General features: G+C 73.7%; 24 protein-coding genes and 3 pseudogenes. 11 read left to right on the top strand and 16 right to left on the bottom strand.

The window, feature by feature from the left end; all coding sequences use genetic code 11:
• Positions 1 to 7: 7 nt before the first annotated feature.
• The 4 genes and pseudogenes from C7C46_RS36010 to C7C46_RS36835 all read right to left on the bottom strand — a co-directional run.
• Entirely contained in the window at positions 8 to 160 is a 153-nt protein-coding gene (locus C7C46_RS36010) for a hypothetical protein (RefSeq protein WP_220040702.1), read from the bottom strand.
• A complete protein-coding gene (locus tag C7C46_RS27345) occupies positions 161 to 1,243 on the bottom strand; it encodes an ROK family protein (protein WP_110672602.1) in 1,083 nt (360 codons plus the stop codon).
• Positions 1,244 to 1,321: 78 nt separating this feature from the next.
• Positions 1,322 to 2,800 carry an APC family permease gene (locus C7C46_RS27340; RefSeq protein ID WP_110672601.1) on the bottom strand — a complete coding sequence of 493 codons (1,479 nt, stop codon included), beginning with the start codon at positions 2,798 to 2,800 and terminating at the stop codon, positions 1,322 to 1,324.
• Positions 2,801 to 3,174: 374 nt separating this feature from the next.
• Positions 3,175 to 3,315, bottom strand: a pseudogene (locus C7C46_RS36835) (alpha/beta hydrolase); the annotation flags it as partial.
• Here C7C46_RS36835 and C7C46_RS37595 point away from each other — a divergent pair.
• Positions 3,296 to 3,559 (top strand): annotated as a pseudogene (locus C7C46_RS37595) (short-chain dehydrogenase/reductase); the annotation flags it as partial. The pseudogenes C7C46_RS36835 and C7C46_RS37595 sit on opposite strands and share 20 nt — an antisense overlap.
• A gap of 61 nt (positions 3,560 to 3,620) precedes the next feature.
• Here the strand turns inward: C7C46_RS37595 and C7C46_RS37445 are convergent.
• The gene (locus tag C7C46_RS37445; protein ID WP_281278592.1) at positions 3,621 to 3,746 is read right to left on the bottom strand and encodes a hypothetical protein; all 126 of its coding nucleotides are present in this window, start codon (positions 3,744 to 3,746) and stop codon (positions 3,621 to 3,623) included.
• A 419-nt stretch (positions 3,747 to 4,165) separates the two neighbouring features.
• Here C7C46_RS37445 and C7C46_RS27325 point away from each other — a divergent pair, with 419 nt between their 5' ends.
• Together C7C46_RS27325 and C7C46_RS27320 are read left to right on the top strand one after the other, a co-directional pair.
• Positions 4,166 to 4,585 carry a ribonuclease domain-containing protein gene (locus C7C46_RS27325; protein WP_220040701.1) on the top strand — a complete coding sequence of 140 codons (420 nt, stop codon included), beginning with the start codon at positions 4,166 to 4,168 and terminating at the stop codon, positions 4,583 to 4,585.
• Positions 4,586 to 4,835: 250 nt separating this feature from the next.
• On the top strand, positions 4,836 to 5,753 hold the full coding sequence (locus C7C46_RS27320; protein ID WP_245985014.1) for a DUF3048 domain-containing protein: 918 nt from the start codon (positions 4,836 to 4,838) through the stop codon (positions 5,751 to 5,753).
• A gap of 98 nt (positions 5,754 to 5,851) precedes the next feature.
• Here the strand turns inward: C7C46_RS27320 and C7C46_RS27315 are convergent, their stop codons facing one another.
• The 9 genes from C7C46_RS27315 to C7C46_RS35330 all read right to left on the bottom strand — a co-directional run bounded on the left by C7C46_RS27315 (position 5,852) and on the right by C7C46_RS35330 (position 11,885).
• The gene (locus C7C46_RS27315; RefSeq protein WP_110672599.1) at positions 5,852 to 6,775 is read right to left on the bottom strand and encodes an LLM class flavin-dependent oxidoreductase; all 924 of its coding nucleotides are present in this window, start codon (positions 6,773 to 6,775) and stop codon (positions 5,852 to 5,854) included.
• Between the two features lie 158 nt (positions 6,776 to 6,933).
• On the bottom strand, positions 6,934 to 7,494 hold the full coding sequence (locus C7C46_RS27310) for a DUF6328 family protein (protein WP_110672598.1): 561 nt from the start codon (positions 7,492 to 7,494) through the stop codon (positions 6,934 to 6,936).
• A gap of 191 nt (positions 7,495 to 7,685) precedes the next feature.
• Positions 7,686 to 9,536 carry a complex I subunit 5 family protein gene (locus C7C46_RS27305; RefSeq protein WP_245985012.1) on the bottom strand — a complete coding sequence of 617 codons (1,851 nt, stop codon included), beginning with the start codon at positions 9,534 to 9,536 and terminating at the stop codon, positions 7,686 to 7,688.
• 2 nt (positions 9,537 to 9,538) lie between these two features.
• Complete coding sequence (locus tag C7C46_RS27300; protein ID WP_110672597.1) at positions 9,539 to 9,883, bottom strand: sodium:proton antiporter; 345 nt, start codon at positions 9,881 to 9,883, stop codon at positions 9,539 to 9,541.
• Entirely contained in the window at positions 9,880 to 10,608 is a 729-nt protein-coding gene (locus tag C7C46_RS27295) for an MnhB domain-containing protein (protein ID WP_110672596.1), read from the bottom strand. The genes C7C46_RS27300 and C7C46_RS27295 overlap by 4 nt, the downstream gene beginning before the upstream one ends.
• Positions 10,605 to 10,874, bottom strand: coding sequence for a Na(+)/H(+) antiporter subunit B (locus C7C46_RS27290; RefSeq protein ID WP_110672595.1), 270 nt, complete (start codon positions 10,872 to 10,874; stop codon positions 10,605 to 10,607). Before C7C46_RS27290 ends, C7C46_RS27295 begins: the two co-directional genes overlap by 4 nt.
• Positions 10,871 to 11,161, bottom strand: coding sequence for a cation:proton antiporter (locus C7C46_RS27285; protein ID WP_110672594.1), 291 nt, complete (start codon positions 11,159 to 11,161; stop codon positions 10,871 to 10,873). The genes C7C46_RS27290 and C7C46_RS27285 overlap by 4 nt, the downstream gene beginning before the upstream one ends.
• Positions 11,161 to 11,430, bottom strand: a complete 270-nt coding sequence (locus tag C7C46_RS27280; RefSeq protein ID WP_181442551.1) for an MrpF/PhaF family protein — start codon at positions 11,428 to 11,430, stop codon at positions 11,161 to 11,163. The genes C7C46_RS27285 and C7C46_RS27280 overlap by 1 nt, the downstream gene beginning before the upstream one ends.
• On the bottom strand, positions 11,427 to 11,885 hold the full coding sequence (locus C7C46_RS35330) for a hypothetical protein (RefSeq protein ID WP_181442553.1): 459 nt from the start codon (positions 11,883 to 11,885) through the stop codon (positions 11,427 to 11,429). The genes C7C46_RS27280 and C7C46_RS35330 overlap by 4 nt, the downstream gene beginning before the upstream one ends.
• Before the next feature lie 181 nt (positions 11,886 to 12,066).
• Between C7C46_RS35330 and C7C46_RS27275 the strand changes: the two genes are divergently transcribed.
• Genes C7C46_RS27275 through C7C46_RS27265 form a run of 3 tightly spaced genes read left to right on the top strand, consistent with a single transcriptional unit; the run spans position 12,067 to position 14,537 of the window.
• Positions 12,067 to 13,119 (top strand): YihY/virulence factor BrkB family protein, encoded by a 1,053-nt coding sequence (locus tag C7C46_RS27275; protein ID WP_110672593.1) that lies wholly within the window; start codon positions 12,067 to 12,069, stop codon positions 13,117 to 13,119.
• Between the two features lie 60 nt (positions 13,120 to 13,179).
• Positions 13,180 to 14,184 (top strand): SDR family oxidoreductase, encoded by a 1,005-nt coding sequence (locus C7C46_RS27270; RefSeq protein ID WP_110672592.1) that lies wholly within the window; start codon positions 13,180 to 13,182, stop codon positions 14,182 to 14,184.
• A gap of 29 nt (positions 14,185 to 14,213) precedes the next feature.
• Positions 14,214 to 14,537 (top strand): plasmid stabilization protein, encoded by a 324-nt coding sequence (locus tag C7C46_RS27265; protein ID WP_110672591.1) that lies wholly within the window; start codon positions 14,214 to 14,216, stop codon positions 14,535 to 14,537.
• 358 nt (positions 14,538 to 14,895) lie between these two features.
• On the opposite strand, the gene C7C46_RS27255 is transcribed toward C7C46_RS27265, so the two are convergent.
• Positions 14,896 to 15,747 carry an aldo/keto reductase gene (locus C7C46_RS27255; protein ID WP_110672589.1) on the bottom strand — a complete coding sequence of 284 codons (852 nt, stop codon included), beginning with the start codon at positions 15,745 to 15,747 and terminating at the stop codon, positions 14,896 to 14,898.
• Positions 15,748 to 16,086: 339 nt separating this feature from the next.
• Here C7C46_RS27255 and C7C46_RS27250 point away from each other — a divergent pair, with 339 nt between their 5' ends.
• Complete coding sequence (locus C7C46_RS27250; protein WP_110672588.1) at positions 16,087 to 16,647, top strand: hemerythrin domain-containing protein; 561 nt, start codon at positions 16,087 to 16,089, stop codon at positions 16,645 to 16,647.
• A gap of 108 nt (positions 16,648 to 16,755) precedes the next feature.
• A complete protein-coding gene (locus C7C46_RS35325) occupies positions 16,756 to 16,917 on the top strand; it encodes a hypothetical protein (protein WP_181442550.1) in 162 nt (53 codons plus the stop codon).
• 11 nt (positions 16,918 to 16,928) lie between these two features.
• On the opposite strand, the gene C7C46_RS27245 is transcribed toward C7C46_RS35325, so the two are convergent.
• The gene (locus tag C7C46_RS27245) at positions 16,929 to 18,152 is read right to left on the bottom strand and encodes a PP2C family protein-serine/threonine phosphatase (protein ID WP_110672587.1); all 1,224 of its coding nucleotides are present in this window, start codon (positions 18,150 to 18,152) and stop codon (positions 16,929 to 16,931) included.
• Positions 18,153 to 18,355: 203 nt separating this feature from the next.
• Between C7C46_RS27245 and C7C46_RS27240 the strand changes: the two genes are divergently transcribed.
• The 3 genes and pseudogenes from C7C46_RS27240 to C7C46_RS27230 all read left to right on the top strand — a co-directional run.
• Positions 18,356 to 19,030: an HAD family hydrolase gene (locus C7C46_RS27240; RefSeq protein ID WP_110672608.1), complete on the top strand. Its 675-nt coding sequence runs from the start codon at positions 18,356 to 18,358 to the stop codon at positions 19,028 to 19,030.
• Positions 19,031 to 19,175: 145 nt separating this feature from the next.
• Positions 19,176 to 19,703: a hemerythrin domain-containing protein gene (locus tag C7C46_RS27235; protein WP_110672586.1), complete on the top strand. Its 528-nt coding sequence runs from the start codon at positions 19,176 to 19,178 to the stop codon at positions 19,701 to 19,703.
• A gap of 120 nt (positions 19,704 to 19,823) precedes the next feature.
• Positions 19,824 to 20,232, top strand: a pseudogene (locus C7C46_RS27230) (histone protein); the annotation flags it as partial.

Below are 20,232 nucleotides of genomic sequence, written 5' to 3'. Positions count from 1 at the left end.
GCTCCGGTCAGCGGGCGGCGAGGGCGGCCAGGACCGCTGACTGCTCCGCCAGCTCGGCGCTCATCCGGACACCGAGGGCGGCGTTGCCGGCGTGGCCACCTTGGGCGGCACGGGTACGGGGTGCGGCGGGGCCACCAAGGGCGGCGTGCGAGGCGGACATTCAGCGGGCTCCGAGGTGGTCGGCGAGCGCGGGGCGCGGGCCCGGCTCGGGGAGGCTGTCCAGGGCGAGGGTGATCGCGCCGTGCAGCGCGGCGTCCTGGCGGAAGTGGGCGACGCGCAGTTGGGGCGGGAACGGGGTCGCCCCGGCCAGCAGGCGTTCGAGCTCGGGCAGGATCAGGTCGGCGGCGGACATCAGGCCGGCGCCGAGCACGATCCGCTCCGGGTCGACCAGGGTGGCCAGGTTGGCCAGCGTCATCGCCAGCACGTCCAGCGTCTCGCGGACCAGCTGCCGGGCGGCCGGCTCGGTACTGCGGAACAGGCCGGTGGCGTCCAGCGGACGGCCGAGCAGTCGCTCGGCCCGGTCGGCCAGCGCCTTGCCGCTGACCAGGTCCTCCAGTGGGGCCTGCCCGCGGGCCACGGCGTCCACCGGCGCGCTGCCCGGGTTGAGATAGCCGATCTCGCCGGCTGCCTGGTTGGCGCCGGCCAGCACCCGGTCGCCCACGGTCAGCGCCGCGGCCACCCCGGTGCCCAGGTTGACGTAGAGCCCGGGGTCCGCGCCGCGCAGCGCGCCGCGCCGCAGCTCGGCCAGCGCGCCGGCCCGCACGTCGTTGGCCACCGGAACCCGGGCCACCCCCAGCTCGGCGGCCAGCCGCTCGGCCAGGGCCAGCTCCTCCCAGCCGGGCAGGTTGGGGGTGAGCAGGATCCGGTCGGGCTGGATGATGCCGGGCGCGACGGCGGCATAGGCGGCGACCGGCGCGCCGAACCGCTGCCGGGCCTCGGCAGCCAGCTCGCGGGCGGCCGAGGCGGTGCGGGCCAGCGTCTGCTCGGGGCCGCGCTCGGCCAGCGTGGCCAGCCGGGTGCGGGCCAGCACGGTGCCGGCGGGGTCGGCCAGGGCGAGTTCGGTCTTGGTGCCGCCGAAGTCGATGCCGAGGACGGTGTGGGCGGGCAGGGGCTGGACGGTGGCGTTCCGGACGGTGGTGTGCCGGGCGGTGGTGTTCCGGCCGGTTGCGCTCTGGGCGGGGACGGGCTGGACGACGGGGCCCGGGTGCGCGGTGCGCTCGGGCGGCGGGAAGGCTGTGGACATCGGTATCAGGGGTTTCCTCGGGCCGGGTCCGGTCGGCGCCGCGATGTGGGCGGCCGACCGGACCCGGCGGTCAGGGGGTCAGGAGGGCGAGCCGGCGGGCTCGGCCTCCTGCTCGGTCTGCTCGGTGAGGTACTGCTCGCGGATCTCCTTGGCGCCGAACGGCCAGACCTGCTCCACGCGGGACCAGACCAGGTAGACGACGATCCCCAGGACGACCCAGGCCAGCGACCACTCGATCGGGTGGATACCCGGGTTGGCCTTGTCGGCGTAGCCGTAGATCACCAGCCAGCCGATCCCGGCCACGATGCTGGGCAGCGGGTAGAGCAGCATCTTGTAGGGACGGGCCAGGTTCGGCTGACGCTTCCTCAGCACGGTGACGGCGGCGATCTGGGCCAGCGCCTGGACGATCACCATCACGGTGGTGAGCAGGGTGATCAGGATGGTCAGCGGCGGGTGCTTGGCCGAGGTGCCGATGTGGCGGGCGATCAGGAAGGCGGCGGTGGTGATGACGCACATGCTGATCAGACCGGCCACCGGGAACTGGTGCCGTGGGTGCAGCTTGCCGAAGGAGCGGAAGAAGAGGCGGTCGCGGGCGGCGTCGTAGGGAACCCGGGAGCCGCCGAGCAGGCCGGTGAAGACCGAGGCGAAGGCGGTGATCAGGATGAGCACGGTGACCACGTCGGCCGCGCCCTTGCCGAAGGTCCGCTCCAGCACTGCGGAGGCCACCGACTGGGAGGCGACGTTGCTGCTGTCGAGCATCTCCTGCCAGGGCACCACGCCCAGCACGCCGACCTGCAGCAGCAGGTAGATGCCCATGATCGCGATGATCGAGTAGATGATCGCGCGCGGCAGCGTGCGGCCCGGGGCCTTGACCTCGGCGCCCAGGTAGGCGGCGGTGTTGTAGCCGAGGTAGTCGTAGATGCCGATGGTCAGGCCGGAGGCGAAGCCGATCCAGAAGCTGCCGTGGCCCAGCTCGATCGCGTGGGCCGGCCAGGTGAAGGCCATCGAGGGGTGGAAGTGGGTGAAGGCGGCCAGGATCACCGCGAGCACCGAGATGATCATCACCGTCCACATGGCGACGGTGATCTTCCCGATGTTGGACACCTTGCGCCACAGCAGCAGGAACACCACCGCCATGACGGCGATGCCGACCAGGTCGCCCTGCCCGGTGGTGATGCTCGGCCACAGGTAGGAGAGGTACTGGACCATGCCCTGCACGCCGGTGGACATGATCAGCGGGATGAAGAGCATCGCCGTCCAGACGAACAGGAACGGCATCAGCCGCCCGGTCCGGTACTGGAAGGCCTCCCGCAGGTAGACGTAGGTGCCGCCGGAACCGGGCAGCGAGGCGCCCAGCTCGGCCCAGACCAGGCCGTCCACCAGGGCGAGCAGCGCACCGGCGATCCAGCCGATGACCGCCTGCGGGCCGCCGAAGGCCGCGACCATGAGGGGGATGGTCACGAAGGGTCCGATGCCGCACATCTGGCTCATGTTGATGGCGGTCGCCTGGAAGAGACCGATCTGTCTGGAGAGTCCAGGAGAGTGGTCGGAAGGCATGGCGAGCTCCTGGGGGAGTAGGAGGACGGGAGTGCGGTGCGGGGCGTGGGGTCGGCCCGGCGCTAGTTAAGTAAAGTTCCTTTACTCACTCAGGGTCAAGGGCAGTGCAGGTCACAATCGGTGCCTGCCCCGCCCCCGGCGCGCGCCACGCACCCCCTTCGTAGGCTCGCTGTCCTCGCCCGCCGGGGGCGGCGGCCGGCCCGGCACCGGCTGCCGGTGCCGGGTCAGCCGCGCAGGGCGTCCGCGATCGGCAGGGGTGTCGCAGGTCTGTCGCAGCCGGGCGATCCCGCCGTGGTGCAGGGTGAAGAAGTGCGCGAAGCAGGAGGTCACAGCCGTGCCCCCGGTCGTGGTCCCCAGGTAACGGCCCGGCACGATCACCTCCCCGCCGACAGGAGCCGGGCTAGCCAGTCGGTGCGGGTCCGGCGGGCTGTGGCCGAGATGTGTGCCTGCGGGTACAGGGCGTCGAATCCGTGGAAGCCGCCTGCCCAGACGTGGAGGACGGTCGAGCCGGGCGCCTGCCTGACGACGAACTTCGCAGCCAACGCGGCCAAGGCGGCGGACGGGGCACCGCTGGACGAACTGGTCCCGGCGCCCTACGCGTCATGGGCGAAGAAGGCCATGGGCGACTTCACGGCGCAGGACCTGTTCACCAAGGAGAGCGACGTCGCCGAGACAGTGTGGCGAGCCGTGCACGACACGACTGGCCAGCTGCGATTCCCCGCCGGCCCCGACGCGGTGTCACTCTCCCAGGCGAAGTGATCAGCCAGCGGGCAAGGTCACGCCGCACTGCCTGGCCACGGCCTCGGCCACTCAGCGAGGCTCAGGAGAACTCGCGGAATGTCGCACACTCGGCGAAGTCCGCGCGGAACGGGAAGAAGTCGCCGACGATCCGGTCCAGGCCCTGGTGAACCCCGCTGCGGGGGAAGCCCTCGGCGACATCCGGCACGGGGCCGGCGAGGCCGGCCGTCGGCCGTGACGCCTGATGGTTCGTCAGTCGCGGAGCTCGTCACCGGCGCGCCGTCCCGAGGCCGCTGGCTGTTCGCTTGGTGTCCGGCGGGTAGGGCCGTGGCGGGCTACGCGGGTAGAATCGGTGGGGCAGGCGAAGGGGGACGGAGTGGGCCCTGCGGGGTTGTGCAGGAGGGTGGGCGATGGGGGAAGTGACGCGCGTAGCGCGGCAGTTGGCAACTGCTCGGCCGAGGGGGTGTCAGCTCGTCCACGCGGTGCCGGACTTGCGGATCAAGCGTCTCGGTCGGCCCGGTGGGCGGGTGTCGGAATCGACCGGAACCGGTAACCGCTGATACACCGTGAGGTAACGGAGGGCGAGCAGCATGCCATGTACAAGCCAACGCTCCCCTTGGAGGCCCCGTGCTCACCCCGCGCCGTTCCCAGCTGTCCTGGGCGAAGCGATTCGCCGTCATGCTCGCCGCCGTCACCTCGCTGCTCAGCGTGTCCGTGCTGGTCAGCCCGGCCGCCAATGCCGCGGTGTACAGCTCCTGCCAACTCTCGGGCTGCGCCGCCGCGGCGGATGCCGACTCGACCTGGTCCTCCTACGGCTACCCGACCAGCCGCGGCTGGTACGACTGGCCGGACGGCGAGTGCAGCTACGCGGGCGGCCAGTTCTCCAACTACGAGGGCCAGCTGCCCTCCGGCGACACCTACTACGAGTACGACGTCAACCCGCGCGCCTGCGGTGCCCACCGCGACGCGGTGCGGATCGTGGTCGACTTCACCACCGGCGCCGTGTACTACTCGCCCGACCACTACGCGAACTTCTACCGGCTCTGAGCCGGTGACGCACGGCGGCGGACGGACGGGCCCTGGCCGTCCGTCCGCCGCCGTGGCTTCCGGACCACTGCGCGCGGAGTCCATAGGCAGATTCTATGCGTGGTGTCTACGCGCGATGCGCCGCGCGGCCGGTGGGGGCTGCGTCTCGTCGGCGAGGTACCGGGTCCCGGGGCATTGTGCTCGCGCGGAGCCGGGCGCACGGTAGGAGGGAGGACCCAGCGGAAGGGGTGGTCCGATGGCCGGGCGCCGGATGAGGCTCGCCCTGTCCGGGCTCGCCCTCGGACTGGTCGCCGGCTGCGGCGGTGCCGGGCAGCACGCCGGTACCGGGCCGGGCAGCACCGTGAACCAGGGCAACCCGCTGGACAACGTGGGCGCGGCGGGCAACACGCTCGCGGTGAAGATCGACAACGTCACCGGCCGGATCCAGCAACTGCAACAGGGCCTGGCCCAGGCCGACGTCGTCTACTGGATCCAGGTCGAGGGCGGGCTCTCCCGCTTCCTGGCCGTCTACGACGCCAACCACCTGCCCGCCATGATCGGCCCGGTCCGCTCCGCCCGGCAGACCGACATCCCGCTGCTCCAGCAGTACGGACGCCTCGACCTCGCCTACAGCGGCGCGATCAGCGGACTGCTGCCGCTGCTCGAGCAGGCGGATCTGCAGAGCGTGACGCCGGCCGGCGACCCCGGCGCCTTCAGCAACCAGGGCGTGGACCCCACTTTCGTCGACCCGCACCAGATCCTGGCCCGCCACCCGTCGGTGCCGGCCCGCTCGCCCGGCTTCACCTTCGGCCCGGCCCCGGGCGGCGGGACCGCGCTGGCCGCGATGACCTGGCACCTGCCGTCCGCCGCGATCGGGGTGCGGTACGCGAGCGGCTCCTACGCGGTGGCGGTGGACGGCCACCCGGCCTGGTCCGGCACGGCGACCGTGGTGGTGCAGCACGTCAGCATCGTCCCCGGCGACTTCACCGACTTCAACGCCGGGCACGCCGACAACGAGGTGTTCACCCGGACCGTGGGCTCGGGGGCGGCCCAGGTGCTGCGCGACGGCAAGGTGTGGGAGGTCCACTGGTCCCGGCCCGACCCGGCCCAGGGCACCGCGTTCACGCTGCCGGACGGCAGCCGGATGCCGTTCGCCACCGGGCCGGTGCTGGTGGTGCTGGTGCCCTGAGCCGTCGTCACCCGGCTCCGTGTCACCCGGCCCCACTGTAGCCGGGCCGATCAGTAGCCGAGCCGGTCAGTAGCCGAGCCGGTCAGTAGGCGGGCCGATCAGTAGACAGGGTGCCAGCCGAGCAGCGGGGCGAGCCGGGAGGCGAGGTCGGCCAGCAGTTGGGCGTGGTCCTCGGGGGCGAAGCCGTCCGGCAGGACGAAGGCCGCCTCCTCCACCTCACGGAATGCGACGTCGGAGGTGAGCAGCTCGGCCAGCTGCGCCGAGAGGCCGACCAGGGCAGGGGTCCGCTGCGCGTGCTCCTGGTACCTGGCGCGCTGGGTGGGGGTGGCCGCGTCGACGGGCAGCACCACCAGACGCTGGCAGACCCGGGCCCAGGCGCCGCGCGGGTGGCTCTCCCGGAAGGCGCGGATCAGGGCAAGCCGCTGCTCGGCGGAGCCAGCCGCGTCCACCAGCAGGTTGAGTTCCTGCGCGCCTGCCCAGCGGGCCGTGTGCCGGTCGTCGGGTGCGCACCAGAGCCGGCGGGCCAGGGCAGGGGCGAACTCACGCAGCCCGTCCAGCAGTTCCCGCACCTGACGGCGGTCGGTGCCCACGGCTACCGGGCCCGCGCCGACCGTGCCGGGCGTCGCGCCGTTCGCGCCCGTGCCGACCGTGCCGGAGGTCGCGCCGATCGTGCCCGGGCCCGTGCCGACCGTGCCGAACTCGACGCCCGGGTTGAGCCGGGCGCCGTGGCTCCGGTCGAGGGCGGCCAGCTCCTCGGCCAGCTGCGGCGCGCTCGCGCCGGTCAGTGGCAGGGTGGTGGTGCCGAGGGCGAGGCGGTGGGTGCGGGCGGCGGCCGCAGCGAGCGTGTCGAGCTGGGCGGAGGGCCGGTCAGCTGTCCGTTCGGCTGCCTGTTCGGCCGTCCGAGGGAGCGTCAGCCAGGCGCTGTCGAAGCCCTGGTGCTCGGCCAGCTCGACCGAACGCAGCGCCGCCGCACCCGCGACGAGGACCCCAAGTGACCGTAACTCCCGTGCCCTCTGCGGCACTTCGACCTCCGCTCGCCGTGCCCCGACGGTGCTCCGGCGGGGGGACCAGGGTACCGGCGATCACCCCCGCCGTGGGGGCACTCCCGGTGATCGGCCAGGCGGGTTCGCAGACGTCCTCCGGGGCCCCGGTTCGCCGTGGAGCGCGACTCCGCCCGCCCTCACCCGCCGCCGAAGTTGCCGGGCCGCTGGGCGCCGGGCCGCTGGTCGCCGTGGTGGTTGGCGTGCCGTCGGATCTGCAGGACCGGCAGCACCAGCCAGCAGGCGGCGAACCAGGCCATCACGCCGCCCGCGATCCAGGCCGCCCAGGTCGCTCCGGTGGCCACCCGCAGCAGGAGCAGCAGGGCGGACCCGATGGTGAGGGCGAGCAGCACCAGGCCGAGGGAGACCAGACGGGCCGCGCCGTCCACCAGCTGGGGTTTGAGCCGGCGGCCGGCCAGCAGGCGGTGATAGGAGACCGGCGCCGTCAGCGCACCTGTGGCCAGCGCCCCCAGCACCACCGTGACCACGTACAACCAGCGCTCGAAGCCGTCGAGTTCGGCGAACCGGGGCATGAAGACCACGCTCAGTAGGAAGCCGAAGAGCACCTGCGAGCCGGTCTGCGCCACCCGGACCTCCTGGAGCATCTCGCTCCAGCGCCGGTCCGCCCGCTCCTCCGCGGACTCCTGGCGTCCGACCCGGCCGTTGGTGGGGCCGGTGGTGTCCGTCGTGGGCGCTGTCATCCCGACCACCTCCACGGACGGGCGCCTACCCGGTGCGGGTGCGGTCAATCCGCCCCTCGTGGTGCTGTGGCTGCTCGGCTTCGTCCTGCGCGCGCCGACCGGCGGGGGCGGGTGAGGACGGTGGTACCGCTGGTAGCGCTACCGCCGGGCCATCTGGCTCAGCGGTTCGGCGCCGACGGGCGCCGGGCCGCTCAGCGCTGTGCGGCGAAGGCCACCAGCAGGCCGGCCAGTCCGACCACCAGCCAGGTCACGTAGTCGCCGAGCAGGCCCGAGTGCAGGCGCCGCAGCGGCAGGACCAGCCGCCGGTTGAGCGCGGCGCCGAGCCCGCGGTGCAGCGGATGGACGGCCAGCAGGGCGAGGCCCGTGGCCAGTGCCGCGGAGAGCAGGCCGAGCAGCACGCCCGCCGCGGTCCAGCCGGCGGGCGGCACCGGAGCGGCGGGCGCCGGCGGTGCCTGGTAGGCGGCCGCCAGGTAGCCCGCGCGGTCGGTGAACAGCCGGGCCGCCTCGGCGAGTCGGGCGCCCACCGCCGGCACACACCCCACCAGCAGCGAGCAGAGCAGCAGCACGGCCGGGACCGCGACCAGCGGCACCGGCAGCCGCCGCCCCGGCCCGCGCACCTCCGGCTCCTCGCCCTCCCCGCTGGTCTCCGGCTCGCCCGGACGGTCCACCGGCGCCGGCCCGGCACCCGCGAACACCCGCAGCGCGGCGCGCAGCACCGCACCGCCGGTCACGGCCGACACCAGCACGTACAGTGCGGGCAGCAGGAACGGGAGTTGCCGGCCGGCCGCCTCCTCGCCGAGCGCCTTGCCCAGCCCCGTGCCGAACGGCGGCAGCCCGGCCAGGGCGAAGCCGCCGACCGCGAACAGCAGTCCGGGCAGCACCAGTTCGCGGGCCCGCCCGTGCAGCCCGTGCTCGTCCACCGAGCCGTAGCGGTCCAGCAGCAGGCCGCAGAGCCCGAACAGTGCCGCCTTGGCCCCGGCGTGGCTCGCCACGTACACCGCGGTTCCGGCCAGCGCCGCGGGGTCCAGCAGGGCGACGCCGACCAGGAACAGCCCGACGTGACCGACCGTGGAGAAGGCCAGCAGCCGCTTCAGGTGCCGCTGCTGCCAGCACATCACCGCGCCCAGCAACGCGGTCAGCGTGCCGAGCACCAGCAGGACGCTGCGGAAGGCCGGGTGCGGGATCCCGCCCGGCCCGGCGAACACCACCCAGTAGATCCGGGCCACGCCGTAGACCCCGAGCTCGACCATCACCCCGGAGAGCAGCATGCAGACCGGGCTGGGGGCCACCGCGTGCGCGTCCGGCAGCCAGAAGTGGAACGGCGCGGCGGCCGCCTTCACCAGCGGCCCGGCCAGGACCAGGACGAACGCGCAGACCACCAGCAGGTCCGGCGGCCGGGTGTCCAGCGCCTGGCCGAGCTGGGCCAGCCCGAGCTGTCCGGTGCGCGCGTACAGCAGCCCGATGCCCAGCAGCGAGGCGTACGCCGCCAGCGAGTTGACGATCCCGAAGGTGAGCGCGCCGTGCAGCGGCCGGGGGTCCTCGATCCGGTACCCGGTCAGGGCGTAGGCGCAGGCGCCCATCAGCTCGAAGAAGACGAAGGCGTCGAACAGGTCACCGGTCAGCGCGAAGCCGCACATGCCCGCGTGGAAGAGCAGCAGCAGCGCCGGGAAGACGCCGGCGTGCCCGCCGACCGGTTCCTCGAAGTAGCGCCACGCGTACGCCACCACGGCCAGCACCAGGGCCGCCGCCAGCAGCGCCAGGCCGAGACCCAGCCGGTCGGCCACCAGCACGATGCCGACGCTCTGCGCGCCCCGGGCCGGTGCCCCGCCCGGTGGCCCCCAGCCGCCCACCCAGCTCACCGCGCGCCCGTCACCGGTGCGCACCCAGAGCAGTACCAGGCAGCCGAGCGAGGCCGCCGCGCAGAACGCCGCCAGCACGTCGGTACCCAGCCGGGGCAGCCGGTGCCCGGCCACGGCCAGCAGCACCGAGCCGAGCAGCGGGACCGCCACGGCCAGCGGCAGCAGTCGGGCGGTGTCGGGCACGCTCAGCCCCGCAGTCCGGTGAGGCGTTCCGGGTCCACCGTGCCGTGCCGCTTGCGCAGTTGGATCACCAGCGCGAGCAGTACGGCGGTCACGGTGGCGCCGACCACCACGTCGGTCAGGGCCAGCGCCTGGACCACCGGGTCCACCACCGGGGCGCCCACCGGCAGGTCGCTGAAGACCGGGGCGGTGGCACCGCGCCGGTAGCCGACGGCCAGCAGCAGTACGTAGGTGGCGGACTGGGCCACCGACAGGCAGCCGACCGCCTGGATCAGGTTGCGGCTGGTCGCCAGCCCGTAGATCCCGACCAGTAGGATCCAGCCGGCCATCAGGTAGGGGAACACGCTCAACGCTCGACCACCTCCACGGCCTGGTCCAGGAACTGGGCCAGCAGCACGATCACGCCGCTGGCCACTTCGACGCCCACCACCGCGTTGACCACCGGTACCAGCCCGCCCGAGGCCAGGGTGTTGAAGGTGCCGAGCGGCAGCGTGTTCTGCAGGAACGCGGCCCCGGCGACCAGGCCCACCAGCCCCAGCACGCTGAACGCGCCGGCCGCCAGCGCGTCCGCCACGTCCAGCACGGCGAGCGGGCGGACCCGGCCCAGCGCCCGGTAGTCGGCGGCCACGTAGGCCAGGTGCAGCCCCGAGGCCAGCACCACCCCGCCCTGGAACCCGCCGCCCGGGCTGAGCTGACCGTGCGCCACGACGTAACCGCCCGTCAGCAGGGTCACCGGCAGCAGCACCGCGCCGAACAGCCGGGTGCTCGGCAGCACCGGGGCCGGGCGCGGCTCGTGCTTGCGCTCGTCCCGGGCCAGCCGCAGCAGCAGCACGGCGCTCAGCACCGAGGCGTAGAGGATCGACTCCTCGCCCAGGGTGTCGAAGGCCCGCTGGTCGAAGTTGACCGAGGAGACGGTGTTGGCGGTGCGCTGTCCCAGCGCCGCCGCGACGGCGCGCTCGCCGTACGGGTGCACCGCCGCGCCGAAGGCGGGCAGCCGCAGGCAGGCGGCGGCGAAGAAGCCCGCGACCACCAGGCCCGCCGCCGCGAGCAGCAGCAGCCGCGCCCGCCGGCTCACTCCTCCTCGTCCCGGTCCGGCTCGCGGCGGCCGAACCGGCGCACCTTGCGGACGGCGAGCAGGATCAGCAGCGGGGTGACGGCGGTGCCGACCCCGAGCTGGGAGAGCGCCACGTCCGGGGCCTGCAGCACCGTGAAGAGCACGGTGAGGCTCAGCCCGAGCAGGGCCAGCACCACCGCCTGCCGGGCCGGGTCCCGGGTGAGCGCGGCCCCGGTGGCGGCAACCGCCACCAGCAGCAGAGCCAGCACGACCAAGGTGTCGCTCACGTCCGGTCCGCCTCCTCGCGCCGCAGCGTGGTGCGGCCGATCGCCATCGTGGTCACCGTGCCGCCCACCGCCAGCAGCGCGCCGATGACCAGCAGCTTCGCCGCGCCGCGCCCCGGGCCGGTCTCCACCGCCAGGGCCAGCGCGATCAGCGGGGCGCCGAGCGAGGAGGCGGGGGAGAGCGCGTGCAGGCGCAGGTACGGGGCGGGCAGCCGGAGCAGGGCCAGGCCGGCCAGCAGCAGCACCGCGACGCCCGCGACCAGCAGCACCAGGGCGATCTGATGGCGCATCAGTTCTCCGCCCCGCTCGGGTCGCCGGCCAGCAGCCGGGTGAAGACCAGGGTGCCGGTGGGTGCCAGCACCGCGAGGATCAGCGCCACGTCGACGTACGAGCTGCGCCCGAACCCCTGGGCGAGCAGCAGCAGGACCGCGGTCACGGCGGTGGCGGCGAGCGAGGCGCCGAGCAGCCGCTGCTGCGCGGGACCGCGCAGCGCGACCACGGCCCCCGGTCCGACGGCGCCGACCAGCAGTACGGCCGCCGCGAGCAGCCAGGCGTTCACCCGACACCCACCGCGCGCTCGACGGCCGACGGTGCGGCGTCGAGGGTGTGCACGGTCAGCCGCACCGGTCCGTCCGCCGGGGCCGACACGTCCAGCACGCAGGTGCCGGGGGTGGCCGACAGCAAGGTGCAGGCCCAGGCCGGGCCGGTCCCCGCGGGCAGTGCCACCGTCCGCACGCCGCCGGTGGCCGAGGCCGGGCGCAGCAGCACCCGGACCAGCAGTACCAGGTCGGACACCAGGGTGCGGGGGAGGGCGGCGAGGGCGGCGGGGGCGCCGGTCAGGCCGCCCAGGCGGGCCCGGGCCGCCCGCCGGGCGGGGCCCGCCGCGACCGCTCCGAGCAGCGCCAGCCCGGCGCTCACTTCGAGCTCGAGCGGACTGACGGTGCTGATGAACAGCACGTTGAGGGCCATCAGGACCAGCCACCAGAGGAGCGTCTCGACCGCCTTGGCGCCCATTCGTCTCACCTCCCCGGCGTCGGACCAAGTCTATCGGCCGGGTTCCGCCACGACCGGTAGCCGTCTGCCCCGGTCCCGCGTGTCCACTCGTTCGGCGCACCGCGTTCTCCGATAGCCGGCGGCCGGAGCGGGCATCCGCAGGCTGACCGGTCCGCGCACGCCGAGCCTCCCGGGAGCAGGCATGAACCCCTTCGAACGCGCCCTGCGCGCCGTGGACCGCGCCCAGCAGCGCCGCACCGGGCCCGCCGTCGTGGTGGGCGTGGTCAAGAAGTACGGCGACGACCGGGGCGGCCTGCTGGCCGCGCTGATCACCTACTACGGCTTCGTGGCGCTGATTCCGCTGCTGCTGGTGCTCTCCACCGTGCTGGGCTTCGTGCTGCACGGCCGGCCCGGCGCCCAGCACGCGGTGCTGAACTCGGCGCTCGCCGACTTCCCGATCATCGGGGACCAGCTGCAGCAGAACGTGCACTCGCTGCAGGGCAGCGCGCTGGCCCTGACCGTCGGCCTGCTCGGCCTGCTGTACGGGGCGCTGGGCATCGCCCAGGTGCTGCAGCACGCAATGGCCGAGGTGTGGAACGTCCCCGGCACCGGGCGCCCCGGCTACTGGCCCCGGCTGGCCCGCAGCCTGGTGCTGTTCGGCACGCTGGGCACCGGCCTGGTGCTGGCCACCGCCAGCGCCACCCTGATCGGCGCCGCGCTGGCCGGCTGGCCCGCCCGTGTCGGCGCCCTGCTGCTGTCGCTGCTGCTGAACAGCGCGCTGTTCCTGGCCTGCCTGCGCATCCTCACCCCGCGTACCGTGCGGGCCAGGGCGCTGCTGCCCGGGGCCGCGCTGGCCGGACCGCTGTTCACCCTGCTGCAGGCCTTCGGTGCCGTCCTGATCACCCATCAGCTGCGCCATGCCACCCAGGTCTACGGCTTCTTCGCCACCGTGATCGGCCTGCTCTCCTGGCTCTTCCTCGCCGCCCAGGTCACCGTCTACGCGGCGGAGGTGAACGTGGTGCTGGCCCGGCGACTGTGGCCGCGTTCGCTGCTGCAGCCGCCGCTGACCGGCCCCGACCGGGAGGTGCTGGAGTCGATCGTCCAGCAGGGCCGGCGCCGGCCCGAGCAGCGCGTCGAGGTCGAGTTCGACGATGAACCCACGAGCGGGGAACCCGGCGACAAGGAACCCACTGACAAGGAACCCGGCGACAAGGCACCCACCCACCGGGAACCCGGCGACGCGCCGGACAGCTGACCCGCCGTCCGTCGCCGGCCGCCCGGGTTTGCCCCAGCTGATCGGGGAAACGCGCACCGCATGGCTGAACACACAAGTCCGCCCCGAACAGTCGTGGTCACCGGAGCCAGCGGCGGCATCGGCCGCGCCTGCGCCGTGGCGTTCGCCGCCCGCGGTGACCGGCTCGCGCTGGTCGCCCGCGGACGGGCCGGGCTCGAGGGCGCGGTGCGGGAGGCGGAGCAGGCCGGCGCGGCGAAGGCGATCGCCATCGAGGCGGACGTCGCCGACCCGAAGGCCGTCGAGGCCGCCGTGCAACAGGCCGAGGAGGAGCTCGGCCCGGTCGACGTCTGGGTCAACGTCGCCTTCACCTCGGTCTTCGCCCCCTTCACCGAGATCACGCCGGCGGAGTTCCGGCGGGTCACCGAGGTCAGCTATCTGGGCTACGTCTACGCCACCGGTGCGGTGCTGCGCCGGATGCTGCCGCGCAACCGCGGCGTCATCGTCCAGGTCGGCTCGGCGATCGCGTACCGCGGCATCCCGCTGCAGACCGCCTACAGCGGCGCCAAGCACGCCCTGCAGGGCTGGCACGAGGCGCTGCGCTGCGAACTGCTGGCGGCCGGCACCCGGGTGCGCTCGACGATGGTGCAGATGCCCGCCGTGAACACCCCGCAGTTCGACTGGGTCCGCTCCCGGCTGCCGCGCCGGGCTCAGCCGGTGCCGCCGATCTACCAGCCGGAGGTGGCGGCCCGGGCCGTGCTCTACGCGGCCGACCACCCGCAGCGGCGCGAGTACTGGGTCGGGGGCAGCACGGTGGCGACCCTGGTCGCCAACGCCGTCGTCCCCGGCCTGTTGGACCGGTACCTGGCCCGCACGGGCTTCGCCTCCCAGCAGACCCCGCAGCCGCAGCCGGCCGACCAGCCGGACAACCTGTTCGAGCCGGTGGACGCCCGGCAGGACTTCGGCGCGCACGGCCGCTTCGACGACCGGGCCAAGGCCCACAGCGTCCAGCAGTGGGCGTCCCACGCGGTGGGCGCCGCCGCCGGCCGGGTGCGCCGGCTGCTGGGCCGGCCCGGCACGCAGACCTGACAACGGAACCGAGGAGAGGAGCCGCCGCCATGCCGCGCGGATCGTCCCCCAAACGGGAGCGCCAGTACGAGCACATCAAGGAGAGCGCGCTGGATCGCGGTGAGAGCGAGCAGCGCGCCGAGGAGATCGCCGCCCGGACCGTGAACAAGGAACGGGCCCGGCACGGCGAGTCGCGGACCGCCAACCGCAGTTCGATCGAGGACATCTCCTCCGGCCGGCGCGGCGGGCTGCACTCGCACCGCGGCGCCCAAGGGCCCACCAGGGACCAGCTCTACAACGAAGCCAGGCAGCGCAACATCCACGGGCGTTCGAAGATGACCAAGAAGGAACTCGAAAAAGCCCTCGGCCGATAGGAGTCACCATGGGAACCGTTCCGGTACCGACCGGCCCCGATCTCGTACCCGAACCCCCGCCGCCGCCTCCGAAGCTCCCCGAGCCGGCGCCGGATCCCCCGAAGCCGCCGGCACCGCCGGAGCCCGTCGCGCCCCCGCTCACGCCGGACCCGGTCGCGCCGCCCGGCGCACCGGTCCCGCCGCCCGACCTGCCGCTGCCCGGACCGGCCGGCCCGGAGCCGGGCCTGGGGGAGCCGCCCCTCGCACCGCCCGTGGAGCCGCCGGACTGACCCGCGCCCGGTTCGGGCGTAGGCCTGCCCGCCGGAATGTCGGCGCGTCCACCTGTGGATCGGGTGGGCGCGCCGACACGTTGTGCGGGTCAGCTGTCCAGGCGGTGCCGGCCGAGCCGGGCGACCATCTCGGGGTCGCGGTGGTCGAAGAACAGGCTCGTTCCGGTATCCAGGGCGGCGATGGCGGCCATCTGATCATCGCTCAGTTCGAAGTCGAAGACGTCGATGTTCTCTGCCATCCGGCCGGGGTTGACCGACTTGGGGATGGTGACGACGGCGCGCTGGACGAGCCAGCGGAGCACGACCTGGGCCACCGACTTGCCGTGGGCGTCGCCGATCTCGCTGAGGACGGGGTGGGTGAACAGGTTGTTCCTGCCTTCGGCGAAGCCGCCCCAGGACTGGTGCTGGACGCCGTGCTCGCGCATCAGGTCGTGGTCCGCGGTGCGCTGGAAGAAGGGGTGGGTCTCGATCTGGTTCACCTGCGGGGTGACCTCGTTGTTGAGGATCAGGTCCAGCAGCCGGTCGGGGTAGAAGTTGGCGACGCCGATCGCCTTGGCCAGGCCCTCGCGGTGGGCGGCCTCCATGGCGCGCCACTGGCCGTACACGTCGCCGAAGGGCTGGTGCATCAGGTACAGGTCGACGTGGTCCAGGCCCAGCTTCTTCAGCGAGATCTCGAGGGCGCGGCGGGCGTTGTCCTGGGCGGGGGCGTCCTGGACCCACAGTTTGGTGGTGACGAACAGTTCCCTGCGCGGGATGCCGCCGGCCTTGATCGCACGGCCCGCCGCTTCCTCGTTGCCGTAGGCGGCGGCGGTGTCCAGCAGCCGGTAGCCGGCGGCGAGGGCTTCGGAGACGGCCTGCTCGGTCTGGTCCGCCGGGATCTGGTAGACGCCGAAGCCGAGGATCGGCATCCGGATGCCGTTGTTCAAGGTGACGTGCTGCATGAGGATCTTCCTTGTCGCTCGGGTGTGCGGGGCATCGGGCGGTCATCGGGGCGGGCGGCCGCACGGCCGAAGGCCGCCGACGGGCGCCAGCCTGTGAGCACGGGCGCCCTGCGCTTCCTCGTCCGCTCCGGCGATGTCCACCCTGGACGCCGCCGCGCTCCCGCTGGTCGCGGCGCGCGGTGGAGAGCGGCGATTCATCTGCGGCCGACCGGGCCGGCGACCCCGAACAGCCGGCCGCCGGCCGGCCGACCGCGAAAAGGTCCGGGCCCGGAGGCGTGCCGACCGCCCGAGCGGGCAGCCGAATTGGTACATCCACTCACTCACACGAGAGGCAGGACGATGGGACACGGCGGGAACGTTATCGCGGAGCTCATGGCCGACCACCGGGAGGTGGAGCAGATGTTCGACCAGATCCAGGCCCTGCCCGCCGGTGACGCCAAGCGCCGCGACATCGCCGACCAGTTCACCATCGAGCTGGTGCGGCACTCGGTCGCGGAGGAGATGTACCTCTACCCGGCGGTGCGCGACCACGTGCCGGGCGGCGACATGATCGCGGACCGGGAGCTCAAGGACCACGCGGCGGTCGAGCGGTTGCTCAAGGAGCTGGAGCAGGCCCCGGTGGAGGGCGCCGAGTTCGACGCCCTGCTCACCCGGATCGTCGCCGAGGTCAGCGAGCACGTCGCCGACGAGGAGACGAACCTCTTTCCCGCACTGAGCGGCGTCTGCTCGCCCGACCAGCTGGACCAGCTCGGCGACAAGATCCGGGCGGCGAAGAAGGTCGCGCCGACCCGCCCGCACCCCAGCGCCCCGGACACTCCGCCGGGCAACAAGCTGCTGGCGCCCGGGACCGGCCTGGTCGACCGGGTTCGCGACTTCGTCACCGGGCGGGGCAAGTCATGATCACCAACTGCGCAGTTCGCTGCACACCATGACGGTGTACCAGGTCCGTCGGGCGCGGGCAGCACCGGCCGGCGACGGACCTGGGCGCCGCGGAAGGAGGCTGGCGCCGTGAGTGTGTTCCTCGCGCTGACCGTGGTCGCCATCGTGCTGGGGCTGGTGGGCGTGGTCGTCCACGGAGTGCTGTACCTGCTGTTCATCGGCATCGCGCTGTTCGTGGCCGGCCTGGTGCACCTCGGGGTCAGAGCCTCCCGGGGCAACCAGCACCGCTGACGGGGCCGTGCTCAGCGGTGCGGGTGCCACTCGGCGAGCAGGATCGTGGCATCGTCCCGCAACTGCCGGCCCTGGTGCAGCAGCGTCTGCTGGATGAGGCGGCGCAGCGCTTCCGGGGCCGGCAGCCCGTCGGCCATGGCGCGGACCACCGTGTCGGCCAGGCGCTCCTCGCCGAACAGCTCGCCGTTCGCGGAGCGCGCATCGGTCACCCCGTCGGTGAACAGCAGCAGGCGGTCACCGGGCTGCAGGTGGGCGGTGTGGACCTGCGGCGACGGCGTGTCGTGTCCGTTCAGGCCCAGCGGCAGGTGCGGCGTGCGTTCGAGGGCGCCCGTGACGACGTGGCGGCCGCGGATCAGCAGCGGAGCTGGATGGCCGCAGTTGATCCACTCCAGTCGGCCGGTGGCGGTGTCGAGGTCGGCGATGACACAGGTCAGCAGCCGGTCGGGGATCCAGTGCGCCAGCGTGCGGTCGATCTGGTCGGCGATGTCGGTCAGGCTGCCGCCGGCCCGGCGGGTGGAGCGGCAGGCGGCCAGAGCCACCGCGGTGCACCCGCCGGAGGCGAGGTCGTGGCCCATGGCGTCCAGCAGCGTGAGGTGGAGGCGGGTGCCGGCCAGGCTGTGGTCGAAGGCGTCGCCGGCCACCTCGTAGGCGGGTTCCAGGACGGCGGTGGAGGTCACGGACGTGGTGCCGATGGTGGGCGGGGGCACGAAGGCCCACAGCATCTCCGCCTGCAGCGTCATCGGTCGGGTGCGGGTGATCTGGGCCTGGACGTCGCTGTAGGTCTGCTTGGTGGCGATGATCATCGCCGTGAGGGAGGCGAGGGCCTCGCACCGCTCCAGCAGCGGCCGGTCGAAGGCGGGCGCGGACAGCCGCAGCACGCCCAACCGGCCGATGCCGTCCACCAGCGGGAGCCAGCCCACCTGGTCCCCGGGGCCCGTGGGCGCGCCCAGCTGGACCGTCTCGGTGCGGTAGGCGCGCCCGGCCAGCGAGGCGTCCACCGGCAGCTTCTCCAGGGCGGGGTCGGACCCGGCGGCGAGCCGGCGCGCCTGCTCCGGGCTGGGCAGGGCGATCAGTTCGCGCTGCTGCATGTCCACCACGTAGGCCCGCGCCTCGGACAGTCCCAGGCGCCGGCCCGCCGCCTGCACCAGCGCGGGAATCTCGCGCGGAGCGAGGCGGTGGGACTCGGCGAGCACGTCGGCGAGGACTGTCCCCAGGTCGTGGTTGCGCGCTGGCACGGACTCGCCCCTCGCTCTCGCCCGCCGCAGGCCCGGCGGTGGTCCCTCTCATCATCCCGCCGGGCGGTGCAGTGTGCGGCGCGGGACGAAACCCGACCGCCTGCGCCGGCCGGGTTTCCCGCCCGCCGCAGTGGATAGCCGTGCCGGAGCGGGGCGGGCCCGACCGGGTGCCCGCCGCCGGCCGGCCGAACCAGGAGAAGGCCATGACCTCGACCCCCGCAGCACTCTTCGACGTGGACGGCACCCTGCTCGACACCGTCTACCTCCACACGCTCGCCTGGTGGGAGGCGCTGCGGCAGTACGACCGCCCGGTGCCCGCCGCGCGGTGCCACCGGGCGGTCGGGATGGGTGCCGACCAGCTCCTCGACCACCTGCTGGGCCAGGACGGCGACCGGGAGGACGACGCGGCGATCACCGCCGCGCACGACGCGCTCTACGCCCGGTTCTGGCCGGCGATCCGGCCGCTGCCCGGCGCCGCCGCACTGCTGCGCGCCTGCGCCGAGCGGGGTTGGCAGGTGGTGCTGGCGAGTTCGGCCGGCGAGCGCGAGCTGGCGGTGCTGCGCCGCGCGCTGGACGCCGACGACGTGATCACGGCCGTCACCAGCGCGGACGACGTGACCGCCACCAAACCGGCGCCCGACCTGGTCCGGGTGGCCCTGGACCGCGCGGGCAGCGACCCGGAGCACGCCGTGTTCGTCGGCGACACCGTCTGGGACGTCACCGCGGCCGGTCGGGCCGGGGTCGCCTGCATCGCCGTGCAGAGCGGCGGTTTCGCCGCGCAGGAACTGCGCGGCGCCGGCGCGGCCGAGGTGCACCGCGACACCGCGGAACTGCTGGCCGGCCTGGACCGCAGCCTGCTGGGCCGCCCGGGCGGGTGAGGGCGGGTCAAGAGCTGGGGCCGAGGCCGGAGGCCTTCCGGTCCGCCCCTTGCCCCGCGGGGATGCACCGGGCCCGGGCGTTTGGCGGCAGGCGGCTCGGGGACACGCCTGGTCGGACGGGGGGCGATCGGGAAGGAGGACAGCGATGTCCAGCGATGCCATCGTCCAACTGCGCGAGGACCACAAGCAGGTCCGCGCCCTGTTCCGTGAGTACCGCGGCTTGGCCGGCACCGACGGCCAGGCCCAGGACGGCCGTGACGGCGAGCGGGAGCGCCGGGAGACGGTCGAGCGGATCATCGTTGCGCTGACCGTGCACACATACCTGGAGGAAGAACTCTTCTATCCCAGGGTCCGCCGCGAGGTGCCGGAGCTGACCGCCGCGATGGATCGCGCCGAGCAGGAGCACCACGTCGCCGACCTGCTCTGCGAGGAACTGAGCCGGATGGCACCCGAGGACGAGGGCTACGACGCCAAGGCGGCCGTGCTCATCGACGCCGTCGAGCGGCACATCGAGCAGGAGGAGGACGAGTGGTTCCCCCCGATCCGATCCGCCCTCGGCCGCACGGAGTTGCGTGAGCTGGGCGAGCGGATGCTGGTGGTGCGCGAGACCGCGCCGCGCCGCCCGACCGGCACGGGAGTCCTGCACCGCCTCGCCGACGCGCTGGAGGAGTGACCGGCCGCGGTATCCCGTTCGTCGGCAGCGTGTGGTTCGTGCCGGTCGGGGTAGGCGGACCGGTCATCGAAGCGGGTCGGTGTGTAGGCGAACGGCCCGCGTCACTTGAGGACAGATGACATGAAGAACGCGAAACTTGCCGCTGCGCTGGCTGGGGGTTACCTCCTCGGGCGCTTTCACAAGGCCCGGTGGGCGCTCGCCCTGGCCGGCCTGGCAGCGGGGAAGAAACTGAGTTCCAATCCCGAGGTTCTCCTCGGGGAACTGCTCGACTCGTCACCGCAGCTGCGCAAGCTGGCGGACACCGCGCGGGGCGAGCTGAAGGAGGCGGGCAAGAAGGCCGCGGTGGCGGTCGCGACCAACCGGGTGGGAGCGCTGGCCGACCGGTTGGAGGAGCATACGGAGAAACTGCGTGAGGGGTCCTCCGGGCAAGAGGAGGACCAGCAGGACGGGGCGGACGAGGAGTACGAGGACGGCCAGGAGCCCGACGACAGTCAGGACTCCGAGGAGGGCCAGGAGGAGGACGAGGAGC

Origin of the sequence: Streptomyces tateyamensis (assembly GCF_003205575.1) — a bacterium.
In the GTDB taxonomy this organism is placed as follows: Bacteria; Actinomycetota; Actinomycetes; order Streptomycetales; family Streptomycetaceae; genus Kitasatospora; species Kitasatospora tateyamensis.
Note: the sequence above shows the minus strand (reverse complement) of the source record. Positions and strands in the feature narration are given on the sequence as shown.

Coding starts and splice junctions, on each gene's coding strand:
- C7C46_RS36010 (WP_220040702.1), bottom strand. CDS start 160: ATGTCCGCCTCGCACGCCGCCCTTGGTGGCCCCGCCGCACCCCGTACC.
- C7C46_RS27345 (WP_110672602.1), bottom strand. CDS start 1,243: ATGTCCACAGCCTTCCCGCCGCCCGAGCGCACCGCGCACCCGGGCCCC.
- C7C46_RS27340 (WP_110672601.1), bottom strand. CDS start 2,800: ATGCCTTCCGACCACTCTCCTGGACTCTCCAGACAGATCGGTCTCTTC.
- C7C46_RS27320 (WP_245985014.1), top strand. CDS start 4,836: ATGAGGCTCGCCCTGTCCGGGCTCGCCCTCGGACTGGTCGCCGGCTGC.
- C7C46_RS27310 (WP_110672598.1), bottom strand. CDS start 7,494: ATGACAGCGCCCACGACGGACACCACCGGCCCCACCAACGGCCGGGTC.
- C7C46_RS27285 (WP_110672594.1), bottom strand. CDS start 11,161: ATGCGCCATCAGATCGCCCTGGTGCTGCTGGTCGCGGGCGTCGCGGTG.
- C7C46_RS35330 (WP_181442553.1), bottom strand. CDS start 11,885: ATGGGCGCCAAGGCGGTCGAGACGCTCCTCTGGTGGCTGGTCCTGATG.
- C7C46_RS27275 (WP_110672593.1), top strand. CDS start 12,067: ATGAACCCCTTCGAACGCGCCCTGCGCGCCGTGGACCGCGCCCAGCAG.
- C7C46_RS27270 (WP_110672592.1), top strand. CDS start 13,180: ATGGCTGAACACACAAGTCCGCCCCGAACAGTCGTGGTCACCGGAGCC.
- C7C46_RS27265 (WP_110672591.1), top strand. CDS start 14,214: ATGCCGCGCGGATCGTCCCCCAAACGGGAGCGCCAGTACGAGCACATC.
- C7C46_RS27255 (WP_110672589.1), bottom strand. CDS start 15,747: ATGCAGCACGTCACCTTGAACAACGGCATCCGGATGCCGATCCTCGGC.
- C7C46_RS27250 (WP_110672588.1), top strand. CDS start 16,087: ATGGGACACGGCGGGAACGTTATCGCGGAGCTCATGGCCGACCACCGG.
- C7C46_RS27240 (WP_110672608.1), top strand. CDS start 18,356: ATGACCTCGACCCCCGCAGCACTCTTCGACGTGGACGGCACCCTGCTC.
- C7C46_RS27235 (WP_110672586.1), top strand. CDS start 19,176: ATGTCCAGCGATGCCATCGTCCAACTGCGCGAGGACCACAAGCAGGTC.